This is a genomic window from Phenylobacterium sp. GW823-FHT02A09, assembly GCF_058797775.1.
The window spans coordinates 139,490-151,877 of sequence record NZ_JBXAJZ010000001.1; the positions used below are offsets into that span (position 1 = coordinate 139,490).

Genomic DNA, 12,388 nt, shown 5'->3' on the forward strand with positions numbered 1-12,388 from the left:
GGGTCCTGCAAACGCTTGTCAGACGCAATCGCCAGCTGCGTAGGACGCGCGGCCTAGCGGGTGACGCGGGTGTTCTCGCCGTTGCCGACGACGCGCACGCGGTCGCCGATCCGGAAGTCGTTCGGGCCGCCGGGCTGCACGATGGCGATCAGGCGGCCGGAGTCGAGCTGGACGGTCAGCTCCAGGCCGGCCGTGCTCTGCGAGCCCTGAAGCGCGCTGCCCAGCGCGCCGCCCGCGACCGCGCCGGCGACGCCGCCGGCGACGTTCGCCGCCGTCCCACCGCCGATCTGGCTGCCGGCGATGCCGCCCAGGATCGCGCCCGTGCCCATGCCCAGCCGGGTTTCGCCAGGCCGGATGTTGACCGGCCGGATGCTCTGCAGCGTGCCGAGTTCGACGGTCTGCGGACGCATCGTCTCGGTGCGGCTGTAGCTGTTGGGCGTGGGTTGCGGCGTGCAGGCGCCGAGCAGGGCGACGGATGCGAGGAGAGGCAGGCTAAGATATTGATACTTGGTCATTTCGGCGCGTCTCCAGGACGGGCTGTGGCCGGGTCTGACGATTGCGGCGCTGGTTATCCCCGAGCCGAATTGGACCGCAGGTAGGCGCAGGACGCTATCAGGTTGAATCCGGAAGCCCGCCGCCCGGCGGCGAGGCGCAGGAATGCTTGCAGTTGCAACGAGTCTGGGCACGGCCCGTTCGGACCACGTATAAGCGCGCGGCGACGCAGCGGAATGGGCCCGTCGCCAGCGATATTGAGGTCGGAGTTACATAGAAATGAGCACGGTGCTTGTGATCGGAGCCGGTGGCGTGGGCTCGGTTGCGGTCCACAAGATGGCGATGAACCCCGACGTGTTCTCGCAGATCACGTTGGCGAGCCGTACGCTTTCGAAGTGCGATGCGATCGCCGCGTCGGTGAAGGCGCGCACCGGCGTCGACGTGCGCACGGCCGAACTGGACGCCGACGACGTCGCCGCGACCGCCGCGCTGATCGAGCAGGTGAAGCCCGGGCTCGTCGTAAACCTGGCGCTGCCCTACCAGGACCTGTCGATCATGGACGCCTGCCTGAAGGCGGGCGCGAACTATCTCGACACCGCCAACTACGAGCCGCGGGACGAGGCGAAGTTCGAATACAGCTGGCAGTGGGCGTACCAGGATCGGTTCAAGGACGCCGGCCTGATGGCGGTGCTCGGCTGCGGCTTCGACCCCGGCGCGACGTCGGTGTTCGCCACCTATGTCCGCAAACACCTGCTGGACCGCATCGACACGCTCGACATCCTCGACTGCAACGGCGGCGACCACGGCCACCCGTTCGCCACCAACTTCAATCCCGAGATCAATCTGCGCGAGGTCACCGCGCCGTCCCGCCATTGGGAGAACGGCCAGTGGGTCGAGGGGCCGGCCCTGGCCCACAAGCAGCCGTTCGACTTCGCCGAAGTCGGCACCCGCAACATGTACCTGATGTACCACGAGGAGCTGGAGTCGCTGGCCAAATTCTATCCGGAAATCAAGCGGATCCGCTTCTGGATGACCTTCGGCGACAGCTACCTGAAGCACCTGGAAGTGCTTGGCAATGTGGGCATGACCCGCATCGACCCGGTCAAGTTCCAGGGCGTCGAGATCATCCCGCTGCAGTTCCTGAAGGCGCTGCTGCCCGAGCCCTCGACGCTGGGCGCGGTGACGCGCGGCAAGACCAACATCGGGGTCATCGCCACCGGCCAGAAGGACGGCGCGCAGAAGACCGTCTACGTCTACAACGTCTGCGACCACGAAGAGGCCTATGCCGAGACCGGCAACCAGGCGGTCAGCTACACCACGGGCGTGCCGGCGATGATCGGCGCCTCGCTGATGCTGAGCGGCGCCTGGAAGGGGGCCGGCGTGTTCAACATGGAGCAACTCGACCCGGATCCGTTCATGGCCCTCATGAACAGCCAGGGCCTGCCCTGGAAGGTCGAGACCTTGCCCGCGCCGCTGGCCTTCTGATCGCCGCCTCATGGAGACCCAAGCCGGCGGCCCGGGCGCCTTCGCCCAATTCGACCTCGGCCGCGTGCCGTCGCCCTGTTTCGTCGTCGACGAGGCGGCGGTGCGCCGCAACCTAATCGTCCTGAAGGACATCGCCGACGCCAGCGGCGCCAAGGTGCTGCTGGCGCTGAAGGCGTTCTCGATGTGGGCGGTCGCCGATCTCGTCGGCGAGCATCTGCATGGGACCTGCGCCTCGGGGCTGTGGGAGGCCCGGCTGGCGCGCGAGCACTATAGCGGCGAGCTGACGACCTATTCGCCGGCCTATCGCGCCGAGGACCTGCCCGAAATCCTGCGCCTGTCCGACACGGTGATCTTCAACTCGCCGGCGCAGATCGCGCGCTTCGCGGGCCTGATCGCCGAGGCCCGCGCGCAGGGCGAGGTCTTCGAGGTGGGGCTGCGGCTGAACCCGGAGTGGAGCGAGGCCGAGGTCGCCAAGTACGACCCGTGCTGCACCGGATCGCGGCTGGGCTTTCCGGTGTCGCAGCTGCGGCCGGAGCACCTGGACGGCGTGGACGGCGTGCACATCCACGCCCTCTGCGAACAGAATTTCGCGCCGCTGCAGCGGATCTGGAACGCGGTGGAGCCGCGGCTCGGGCCGCTGCTGGCGGGGCTGAAGTGGGTGAACCTCGGCGGCGGCCACCATGTCACCCGCGCCGACTACGAACGCGAGGAGCTGATCGGCTTCCTGCGCGAGATCCGCGAGCGACACAGGATCGACGTCTATCTGGAGCCGGGCGAGGCGATCGCGCTGGACGCCGGGATCCTGGTCGGCGAGGTGCTCGACGTCTTCGACAACGGCGTGCACGTCGCGATCACCGACATCTCGGCGACCTGCCACATGCCCGACGTGCTGGAGGCGCCCTATCGGCCGGCGATGCTGAACGAAGCGGACGCCGGCGTAGAGGTGCGGCTGGGCGGGCCGAGCTGCCTGGCGGGCGACGTCATCGGCGACTACCGGTTCGCGGCGTCGCCGGCGCCGGGCACGCGGATCGCGTTCCTGGACCAGGCCCACTATTCGATGGTCAAGACGACGACCTTCAACGGCGTGCCGCTGCCGGCCATCGCCCTGTGGAACAGCCAGACCGACGCGCTGCGGCTGGTGCGCCAGTTCGACTACGCCGCCTTCCGCGACCGGCTGTCCTGACGTCTCGCTAAAGTTGCGAAAGTTGGGAGCTCTTAACCCTCGCGTGCGATGCCTGCTCGAAACGAGTGATCTAGTTTCCAGTGGAGCGTCTAGTGCCTGGTCCCGCGTATTCGAGTTCGAATGGCTATATCGGCGAGTCGTTTGTAACGCTTAAGTTCGATGTGCCGATCGACGGCGGCGCCCTGCCGAATGCGTCGGCGTTCCAGGTGCTGGTCAATGGAACGGGCGTCACCGTCACGAGCGTCGTCGCCGACACTGACGCGCAGGCGGTGAAGGTGGGCTTCTCCGGCGGCGGCCTATTGGCCGGCGATATCGTCGATGTCGTCTATACGGATCCGACCGCGGGCGACGACCTCCTCGCCATCCAGGGCCTCGATGGGACGGACGCCGGCGACTTCAGCCTGTCGTTGATCGCCTCCATCGGGCGTCCCGGACCGTCTGCACCGGCCGCGCCGACGTTGGACGCCGGCAGCGACAGCGGGGTCCTGGGCGACGGGATCACCAACGACACGACCCCGACCGTCAGCGGAACCGCGGGCGCGTACAACACCGTCAAGCTCTACGACACGGACGGGACGACGCTGCTGGGGACCACCACGGCGAACGGCTCCGGCGCCTGGAGCATCACCTCGAGCGCGCTGAGCCAGGGATCTCATACGCTCAAGGTCGTTCAGGTCGACGGCGCCAGCAGCGCCAGTCCGCTTTCGGCGGGGCTGGTCGTGATGATCGACACGAGTTCGCCGGCGGCGCCCTCGGCGCCGGACATGACCTCCGGCAGCGACAGCGGAACCTACAGCACCGACAACATCACCAAGACCGCCGCGCCGACCTTCGCCGGGACGGCGGAGGCCGGCTCGACGGTGGTTCTCTATGACACCGACGGGACGACAGTGCTGGGATCGGCCGTCGCCACGGGCGGGACCTGGTCGATCACCAGTGTGGCGCTGAGCCAAGGAACGCACACGCTCACGGCCAAGGCGACCGACGCGGCCGGCAACACTTCGGTCGCCGGTTCCGGACTGCAGGTCAGTATCGACACCACCGCTCCGACGCTGGCGATCACCAGCAGCGCCTCCATCCTGAAGGCGGGCGAGAGCGCGACCATCAGCTTCACCTTTAGCGAGGCTCCCTCGGACTTCGACATCGGCGACATTTCGGTAGCTGGCGGGACGCTGAGCGCCTTGTCGGGGTCAGGCGTGGTCTACACCGCGACCTTCACGCCCACGACGGGGGTCAACAGCGGCGTGGCCAGCATCTCCGTCGCGGCGGGCAGCTACGCCGATGCGGCGGGCAACGCCGGCGGCGCTGGGGCCTCGCCGTCGCTGACCTTCGACACGCTGGCGCCGACCGCGCCGTCGACGCCGGACCTGGACGCGGCGTCCGACGACGGGGCGTCGGCCGCCGACGACGTCACCACGGTCAACACGCCGACGTTCACCGGTACGGCGGAGGCCGGCGCCACCGTCCGGCTGTACGACACCGACGGGACGACGGTCCTGGGCTCGACCGTCGCCACCGGGGGGACCTGGTCGATCACGTCGTCGACGCTGTCGGCGGGGGCCCACACCATCACAGCCAAGGCGTTCGATGCGGCCGGCAACGTGTCGGTCGCCAGCGGCGCCCTGTCGGTGACCATCGAGGGAACGGTCGCTCCGCAGCCTGAGCCTCCGCCGCCGAGCGTCGTCGTCGACGTGACGCCGAGCGCGACGATCTACACGGGCGATGCGACCGCCAACATCATCCTGGTGGGAGGGATGGCCCCGGCCAGGGTGTCCGGCGGCGCCGGCGACGACCGGGTCTATGGCGGCGAGCACGCCGACCTGCTGCACGGCAACCAGGGCGACGACTACATCCTCGGCGGTCAGGGCGCCGACACCGTGCTGGGCGGCCAGGGGGCCGACTTCCTGCACGGCAACCAGGGCGATGACGTCATCTTCGGCGACATGGGCCGCGACAGCGTCGCCGGCGGGCAGGGGAACGACTTCCTGCACGGCAACGCCGGCGACGACGTGTTGATCGGCGATCTCGGCGACGACAGTCTGCTCGGCGGGCAAGGCGACGACGTGATCCAGGGCGGCGAGGGCAGGGACCTGCTGTCCGGCGACCTCGGCGACGACGTGCTGACCGGCGGCGCGGGGGGCGACCTGTTCTATTTCCGGGATGGCGGCGGGCGCGACGTCGTGACGGACTTCAGCAGCGCCGAGGGCGACGTCATCGTGCTGTCGACCAGCCAAGTCGCCAACTTCCAGGCCCTGGCCGCGAAGATGGCGATGGTCGGCGCCGACACCGTCATCAGCCTTGGCGCGCAGACCATCGTGCTGGCGGGCGTCTCGATGGGCAGCCTCACCGCGCAGGACTTCCTGTTCAGCTGACGGCCGATGCTCCGGGGGTTCGCCGCGGCCTGGTGCGAGGCGATCCGGCATCTGCCTGCGCGATGGTTCGAGCAGCGTCGAGGCCAGCGCCGCTCACTCAGGTGGCCGCCTGATTGCGGCCGCCAGCGGCGACAACCAGCATGGCGGGCTCAGGCAGCAAGGGGCCCGCCATGCGAGGTCGACCAAACGACAGCGTGGCCATGGACCTGGTCGGTGCGGCCGCGGCGGTGGCGTTGCTCTACGTCTTCCGCTCGATCCTCTGGCCGTTCGCCTTCGCGGTAGTGATGGCGGTCCTGATCGACGCCTTCGTCCGCCCCGTCATCCGACTGTTTCCGTGGGTGAACCAGCAGGTCGCCCTGATCCTTTGCAGCTTGGCGATGCTGGGGCTGCTGCTGGCGGCGGGGCTGTTCATGCTGCCGAGCCTGACGGCGCTCGGCGGCGAGGCGCCCCTGCTGCAGCAGCGGCTCGACCGCCTGCTGATCGCGGGCAGCGAACGGTTCGGGATGGAGCACCCGGTCACGGTCGGGGGGCTGATCGGCGGGCTGGACCTGCGGCTCGTCGCGTCCTGGGGGCTGAGCAGCCTTCGCGGCCTGACCTCCGGCTTCGTGCTGACGGCGCTGTTCCTGGTGTTCCTGCTGGCCATGCGCAACACCATCGCGCGCCGGGTCCGCCTGGCGGCTGAGCCGCACGGCGAGGCGCCGATCCAGGTGCTGCAACGCTCCATCCGCGGGGTGGAGTCGTACATGTGGATCCAAACCGTCACAGGGGTGATGAACGGCGGGGCGTCCGCGCTGGTCATGGCCGCGGTGGGGCTCGACCATTGGCTGTTCTGGTCGGTGGCGTTGTTTCTGCTGTCCTACATCCCGTTCCTGGGCGTCGCGGTCGGCAGCGTCGGGCCGGCGCTGTTCGCGCTGATCCAGTTCCCGTCGCCGATGCCCGGCCTGGTGATCTTTCTCGGGATCCAGGTCATCGCCTTCGTGGTCGGCAATCTGATCGCGCCGAAGATGCAGGCCTCGCAGCAGAACATCGACCCCTGCGCGGGACTGATCGCGGTTGGGGTGTGGAGCATCCTCTGGGGGCTGCCGGGCGCGTTCCTGGCGATCCCGCTGACCCTGGCGCTGATCTACATGCTGGCCGGCTCCAACCGCCTGAAATGGCTGGCGATTCTCATGTCGAACGACGGCGACCCGCTGCCGGAGATGGACGACGCAAGCGACGGGCCGGAGCACGGCTGAGCGCGCGATCGAGCTTGGCCGGCCTCAGGCCCCCCCAAAGCCGAAGTTGGGGTTAAAGCCCGATGGGCAGCGCCGGGCCCGACCCCGACGGTGGAAACGACCCGCAATCGCGTGCGCCGGCGCGCGTTGCGGCTCGCCTGGGAGCCGCCATGTCGTCACAGAAGCTGTCCCTGCCGGCGCTGACCGCGATGGTGGTCGGGTCGATGGTCGGAGCCGGCATCTTCTCGCTGCCGCGCACCTTCGGCGCCGCGTCGGGGCCGGTCGGGGTGCTGATCACCTGGGCCATCGCCGGCGGCGGCATGTACATGCTGGCGCGCGTCTTCCAGGCTCTGGCCGAGCGCAAGCCCGATCTCGACGCCGGGGTGTTCGCCTACGCCAAGGCCGGGTTCGGCGACTATCCGGGCTTCCTGTCGGCGTTCGGCTACTGGATCGGCAGCTGCATCGGCAATGTCTCGTACTGGGTGCTGATCAAGGCCACGCTGGGCGCGTTCTTCCCGGTGTTCGGCGACGGCAACACGGTGACGGCGATCGTCGTCGCGTCCGTCGGCATCTGGCTGTTCCACTTCATGATCCTGCGCGGCGTGAAGAACGCGGCCCTGGTCAACACCGTCGTCACCGTCGCCAAGATCGTCCCGATCCTGGTGTTCGTCGTCGTGCTGGCCTTCTCGATCAAGGCGGGGATGTTCCGCGAGAACTTCTGGGGCGGCGTCGGCATGCCGCAGACCAGCCTGTTCGAGCAGGTCCGCGCCACCATGCTGGTCACGGTGTTCGTGTTTCTCGGCATCGAAGGGGCCAGCGTCTATTCGCGGTACGCGCAGAAGCGCTCGCATGTCGGCGCAGCGACCATTATCGGCTTCATCGGCGTGACCGCCCTGATGGTGCTGGTGACCATGCTGCCGTTCGCCGTCCTGCCGCGGGCGGAGATCGCCGAGATGCGCCAGCCGTCGATGGCCGCGCTGCTCGAGGCCGTGGTCGGGCCGTGGGGCGCGGTGTTCGTCAGCGTCGGCCTGGTGGTGTCGGTGCTGGGCGCCTACCTGGCCTGGTCGCTGATCGCCGCCGAGGTGCTGTTCGTCGCCGCGAAGAACCAGGACATGCCCAAGGTCTTCGCGACCGAGAACCAGAACCAGGTCCCGGCCGCGGCGCTCTGGATGACCAACGCCGTCGTGCAGCTGTTCGTGATCAGCACCTATTGGTCCAGCGACGCCTTCGCGCTGATGCTCAGCCTGACCAGCGCGATGTCGCTGATCCCCTACATGCTGGTGGCCGCCTACGGGCTGAAGCTGGCGCGCGGGCGGCTGACCTACGAGACGCGGCCGCAGGAGCGGAACCGCGACCTGATCTTCGCCGGGATCGCGACGCTCTACACGATCTTCATGATCCTGGCCGGCGGGCTGAAGTTCCTGCTGCTGTCGGCGGTGCTCTACGCCCCGGGCACGCTGCTCTACCTCTGGGCCCGGCGCGAGCAGGGCCGGCAGGTGTTCCGCGGGCTCGACTGGGCGCTGCTGGCCATCGCCGTCATCGGCGCCGCCTACGGCGTCTACGCCCTGATTTCCGGCCGGATCACTCTCTGAAAACGCTGAACGGAGGCATTCCTCATGGCAGGCGAGTACGGCGTCCATTCCGAAGTCGGCCAGCTGCGCAAGGTCATGGTCTGCGCCCCGGGCCGCGCCCATCAGCGGCTGACCCCCAGCAATTGCGACGACCTGCTGTTCGACGACGTATTGTGGGTCGAGAACGCCAAGCGCGACCATTTCGACTTCACCCAGAAGATGCGCGACCGGGGAATCGAGGTGCTGGAGATGCACAATCTCCTGACCACGGTGGCGGGGATCCCGGAGGGGCGGGCCTGGATCCTCGACAACCAGGTGATCGCCAACCAGGTCGGGGTCGAACTGCTGGGCGAGGTGCGGAGCTATCTCGACGGTCTGCCGGACCGCGAGCTGGCCGAGGTGCTGATCGGCGGCTTGTCGACCGAGGAGTTTCCCGTCGAGCACGGCGGGGCGATGCTGCCGCTGATCCGCGACGCGGCCGGGGTCGCGGAGTACTTGCTGCCGCCGCTGCCCAACACGCTCTACACGCGCGACACGACCTGCTGGATCTATGGCGGGGTGACGCTCAACCCGCTCTACTGGCCGGCGCGGCACGAGGAGACGATCCTCACGACGGCGATCTACAAGTTCCATCCGGACTTCGCCGGCAAGGTGAAGGTGTGGTGGGGCGATCCGACCGCCGACTGGGGGCTGGCGACGCTGGAAGGCGGCGACGTCATGCCGATCGGCAAGGGCAATGTGCTGATCGGGATGAGCGAGCGCACCTCGCGCCAGGCGATCGGCCAGCTGGCGACGCGGCTGTTCGAGGAGGGCGCGGCGACGCGGGTGGTCGTGGCGGCCATGCCCAAGCTGCGCGCGGCCATGCACCTGGACACGGTGCTGACGTTCGCAGACCGCGACTGCCTGCTGATCTATCCGGACATCGTCGACAACATCCACGCCTACTCCTATCGGCCGGGCGACAAGGCCGGGACGCTGGACCTGCGGCGCGACAGCGGCACCCTGGTCGAGACCATCGGCGAGGCCCTGGGCGTCAAGGCGATGCGGGTCGTCGAGACCGGCGGCACCGCCTACCAGCGCGAGCGCACCCAGTGGGACAGCGGCGCGAACCTGGTCTGCGCCTCACCGGGCGTGGTCTACGCCTACGACCGGAACACCTACACCAACACCCTGCTGCGCAAGGCCGGGATCGAGGTGATCACCATCGCCGGAGCCGAGCTCGGGCGCGGGCGCGGCGGCGGGCACTGCATGACTTGCCCACTGCAGCGCGACGCGGTGGAGTTCTAGGGCGCCATGCGCGTTGCGGCAGCCCTCGCCGCGGCCGCCTTCTGCGCGTCTGCGGGCGCTCAGGCGCAGGAGCGTGATCCCAGCGCCCGGTACGACATCGACGACGCCCTGCATCGCCGCCCGCACGACGTGTCCGAGCTGCCGAGCGTCGAGGCGGCCCGCGGGCGGGCCGTGACGTTCGACGCGTCGGTGGGCGGGACGCTCTCGACCAACGCCGGGACGAGCCGTTGGGACCGCGTCGAGACCGGATACGTGACGCCGGCGCTGGGCCTGAGCGTCACGCCGGTCCCCGTCGCCGGCTGGGAGGTCGGGGGCGGGGCGATGGTCGATGGCGACTACTATTCCAGCGACTATGACGACGACTTGGGGCAGGGGCGCGCCGAGGCGTTCGTCTTCGCCGAGCGGCCGCTGGGCGCGGGGACCTTCACGGCCGAGTTCATCTATGTCGGAACCTATGAGAACGATTTTTCGGACCACGACTTCGACCTGCAGATCTTCGACATGACCTACAGCGCCAGCCTGGGCGCGATCGACGCCGACGTGTCGGCCGAATACCAGGACTCCGACGTGCCGGAGCTGCGCCGCACGCGGCTCACCGCGATGATCGGGCACACCCTGGCCGAACCGCAGCTGGGCCACGAGATCACCATCGAGGGCGACCTGGCGTTTTCCGACTTCACGAGCGGGGCGAACACCAACCGCAACGACGTGACCGCCGCGCTGGTGCTGAGCGCCGAGCGCGAACTGGGCCGGGGCGTCTCGCTGACCTGGGAGGCGGCGTTCGTAAACCGCTTTTCCAACCGCGAGCGGTCCCGCTTCACCGCCTTGGACGTGGGGGTCGAGATTGCAAAGGCCTTCTAACCCGACAGGTCCGCCATGACGCCCGACCCCGCCGCCGACCAGAAACTGTCGCTGAAGGCGCTGATCGCCCTGGTGATCGGCTCGATGATCGGTGCGGGCATCTTCGCGCTGCCGGCCACGTTCGCGCGCACGACCGGCGGCGCGGGTGCGATGGTCGCGTGGGCGATCTCCGGCGTCGGCATGCTGATGCTGGCGTTCGTCTTCCAGTCGCTGGCGCAGCGCCGGCCGGATCTGGAGGCGGGGATCTTCGCCTACGCCAAGGCTGGCTTCGGCCGTTATCTCGGCTTCATCGCCGCGATCGGCTACTGGATCGGCGCCTGCTTCGCCGACACCGCGTGCCTGATCCTGATCAAGTCCACGCTGGGGATCTATTTCCCGGTGTTCGGCGACGGGACCACGGTGGTGGCGATCATCAGCGCCTCGCTGATCGTCTGGGCCGTCCACTTCCTGGTGCTGCGCGGGGTGAAGAGCGCGGCGCTGCTCAACACCATCGCCACCTACGCCAAGATGATCCCGATCGGGCTGTTCCTGCTGGTCATCGTCACCGGCGTCCGGGCCGACATCTTCGCGCTCAACTTCTGGGGCGGCGAGCCCCCCGGGCTCGGAACCCTGGCCAGCCAAGTGCGGGCCACGCTCATGCTGACGGTTTTCGTCTTCGTCGGGCTGGAAGGGGCCAGCGTCTATTCGCGCTACGCCAAGCGGCGCGAGGACGTCGGCGTCGCCACGGTGCTCGGCTTCCTCGGCGTGCTCTGCCTTCTGGTGCTGGTCACCCTGCTGTCGTTCGGGGTCATGCTGCGGCCTGACCTGGCGGCGCTGGCCGAGCCGTCGATGGCCGGGATCATGGACTACCTGCTCGGGCCCTGGGGCGCGTTGCTGGTCAGCATCGGCCTCCTGATCTCGGTGCTGGGCAACTACCTGTCCTGGTGCCTGCTGTCGGCGGAGGTGATGCACGTCGCCGCCCAGGATGGGACGCTGCCGTCCTATCTCGGCAAGGAGAACGCCGCCGGGGCGCCGGCCGCGGCGCTGTGGTTCAGCAACGGCGTGATCCAGCTGTTCCTGATCATCTCGTGGTTCGCCGAGCAGGCCTTCGTCATGGCCCTGAAGATGACGAGCGCGATGGTGCTGATCCCGTACCTGCTGGTCGCCGCCTACGGACTTCAACTGGCCTGGAGCGGCCGGACCTATGAAGCCGGCTCGACGTCGCGGCGGCAGGACCTGATCCGCAGCCTCGTGGCCACGGTCTACATCGCGCTGATCATCGTCGTCGGCGGCAGCAAGTACGTGGTGCTTTCGACGCTGCTCTACCTGCCGGCCACGATCCTGTTCTTCCACGCGATGCGCGAGCAGAAGATGAGGGTGTTCAGCCGGGTGGAGCTGCTGCTGTTCGGCCTGATCGTCGTCGGAGCGGCCGTCGGCGCCTATGGGCTATCGACAGGCGCGATCACGCTCTGAACGGTCGTCTGTGATGTCTGGAGAGTGTGGTCACCCCCCAGCCCTTCGCTGGACTGGGGGGTGATGGTGCCGCCGGGCAGGATTGAACTGCCGACCTCAGCCTTACCAAGGATGCGCTCTACCACTGAGCTACGGCGGCGACGAGGCGCGGGCTATAGCCAAACCCGTGGCCGGTGGAAAGCCCCAATCTGAAGAAACTGTCCTTGACCTGTGGAGCGTCTCGCCGCACCCCCGGATTAGATGGGAAAGCACGACAAAACCCCGGTGAACGAGCGCGAGGCGAAACTGGCGGCGGCGCTGCGCGCCAACCTGCGCCGACGCAAAGCTGCGCCGAAACCGGCGCAATCGCCCGCGCCGAAGACGGACGATTCGGACAAGGTCTCGTGATGGGCCGCCCGCTTTTCGGCGCCGCAGCAGCGCGATAGATAGCGCCCAAAGGGTTCGACAAGCGCGAGCATCGCGCCAGGACCC

The 12,388-nt window shown here is 68.5% G+C and carries 10 protein-coding genes and 1 tRNA gene; 9 read left to right on the forward strand and 2 right to left on the reverse strand.

The genetic code is table 11. The features are described from left to right. Positions 1-53: 53 nt before the first annotated feature. The gene (locus tag AC1Q87_RS00720) at positions 54-515 is read right to left on the reverse strand and encodes an outer membrane lipoprotein (protein ID WP_492607124.1); all 462 of its coding nucleotides are present in this window, start codon (positions 513-515) and stop codon (positions 54-56) included. 256 nt (positions 516-771) lie between these two features. Between AC1Q87_RS00720 and AC1Q87_RS00725 the strand changes: the two genes are divergently transcribed. The 8 genes from AC1Q87_RS00725 to AC1Q87_RS00760 all read left to right on the forward strand — a co-directional run bounded on the left by AC1Q87_RS00725 (position 772) and on the right by AC1Q87_RS00760 (position 11,917). Continuing rightward, positions 772-1,977 (forward strand): saccharopine dehydrogenase family protein, encoded by a 1,206-nt coding sequence (locus tag AC1Q87_RS00725; protein WP_492607125.1) that lies wholly within the window; start codon positions 772-774, stop codon positions 1,975-1,977. A 10-nt stretch (positions 1,978-1,987) separates the two neighbouring features. Beyond that, complete coding sequence (locus tag AC1Q87_RS00730) at positions 1,988-3,160, forward strand: carboxynorspermidine decarboxylase (RefSeq protein ID WP_492607126.1); 1,173 nt, start codon at positions 1,988-1,990, stop codon at positions 3,158-3,160. Between the two features lie 161 nt (positions 3,161-3,321). Then, the gene (locus tag AC1Q87_RS00735) at positions 3,322-5,532 is read left to right on the forward strand and encodes an Ig-like domain-containing protein (protein ID WP_492607127.1); all 2,211 of its coding nucleotides are present in this window, start codon (positions 3,322-3,324) and stop codon (positions 5,530-5,532) included. Between the two features lie 170 nt (positions 5,533-5,702). Next, a complete protein-coding gene (locus AC1Q87_RS00740; RefSeq protein WP_492607128.1) occupies positions 5,703-6,767 on the forward strand; it encodes an AI-2E family transporter in 1,065 nt (354 codons plus the stop codon). A gap of 149 nt (positions 6,768-6,916) precedes the next feature. Beyond that, a complete protein-coding gene (locus AC1Q87_RS00745) occupies positions 6,917-8,338 on the forward strand; it encodes a basic amino acid/polyamine antiporter (RefSeq protein WP_492607129.1) in 1,422 nt (473 codons plus the stop codon). Between the two features lie 24 nt (positions 8,339-8,362). Beyond that, positions 8,363-9,604, forward strand: coding sequence for an arginine deiminase (locus tag AC1Q87_RS00750; RefSeq protein WP_492607130.1), 1,242 nt, complete (start codon positions 8,363-8,365; stop codon positions 9,602-9,604). Positions 9,605-9,610: 6 nt separating this feature from the next. Then, on the forward strand, positions 9,611-10,465 hold the full coding sequence (locus AC1Q87_RS00755) for a hypothetical protein (RefSeq protein WP_492607131.1): 855 nt from the start codon (positions 9,611-9,613) through the stop codon (positions 10,463-10,465). Between the two features lie 15 nt (positions 10,466-10,480). Then, complete coding sequence (locus AC1Q87_RS00760) at positions 10,481-11,917, forward strand: basic amino acid/polyamine antiporter (protein ID WP_492607132.1); 1,437 nt, start codon at positions 10,481-10,483, stop codon at positions 11,915-11,917. A 64-nt stretch (positions 11,918-11,981) separates the two neighbouring features. Here AC1Q87_RS00760 and AC1Q87_RS00765 read toward each other — a convergent pair. After that, positions 11,982-12,056, reverse strand: a tRNA-Thr gene (locus AC1Q87_RS00765). Between the two features lie 125 nt (positions 12,057-12,181). Between AC1Q87_RS00765 and AC1Q87_RS00770 the strand changes: the two genes are divergently transcribed. Further along, positions 12,182-12,304 carry a hypothetical protein gene (locus AC1Q87_RS00770; RefSeq protein WP_492607133.1) on the forward strand — a complete coding sequence of 41 codons (123 nt, stop codon included), beginning with the start codon at positions 12,182-12,184 and terminating at the stop codon, positions 12,302-12,304. The last annotated feature ends 84 nt before the right edge of the window (positions 12,305-12,388 follow it).

Bases quoted from the DNA above. Each gene is read 5' to 3' on its own strand.
- AC1Q87_RS00720 (WP_492607124.1), bottom strand. From the start codon at position 515: ATGACCAAGTATCAATATCTTAGCCTGCCTCTCCTCGCATCCGTCGCC.
- AC1Q87_RS00725 (WP_492607125.1), top strand. From the start codon at position 772: ATGAGCACGGTGCTTGTGATCGGAGCCGGTGGCGTGGGCTCGGTTGCG.
- AC1Q87_RS00730 (WP_492607126.1), top strand. From the start codon at position 1,988: ATGGAGACCCAAGCCGGCGGCCCGGGCGCCTTCGCCCAATTCGACCTC.
- AC1Q87_RS00740 (WP_492607128.1), top strand. From the start codon at position 5,703: ATGCGAGGTCGACCAAACGACAGCGTGGCCATGGACCTGGTCGGTGCG.
- AC1Q87_RS00745 (WP_492607129.1), top strand. From the start codon at position 6,917: ATGTCGTCACAGAAGCTGTCCCTGCCGGCGCTGACCGCGATGGTGGTC.
- AC1Q87_RS00750 (WP_492607130.1), top strand. From the start codon at position 8,363: ATGGCAGGCGAGTACGGCGTCCATTCCGAAGTCGGCCAGCTGCGCAAG.
- AC1Q87_RS00755 (WP_492607131.1), top strand. From the start codon at position 9,611: ATGCGCGTTGCGGCAGCCCTCGCCGCGGCCGCCTTCTGCGCGTCTGCG.
- AC1Q87_RS00760 (WP_492607132.1), top strand. From the start codon at position 10,481: ATGACGCCCGACCCCGCCGCCGACCAGAAACTGTCGCTGAAGGCGCTG.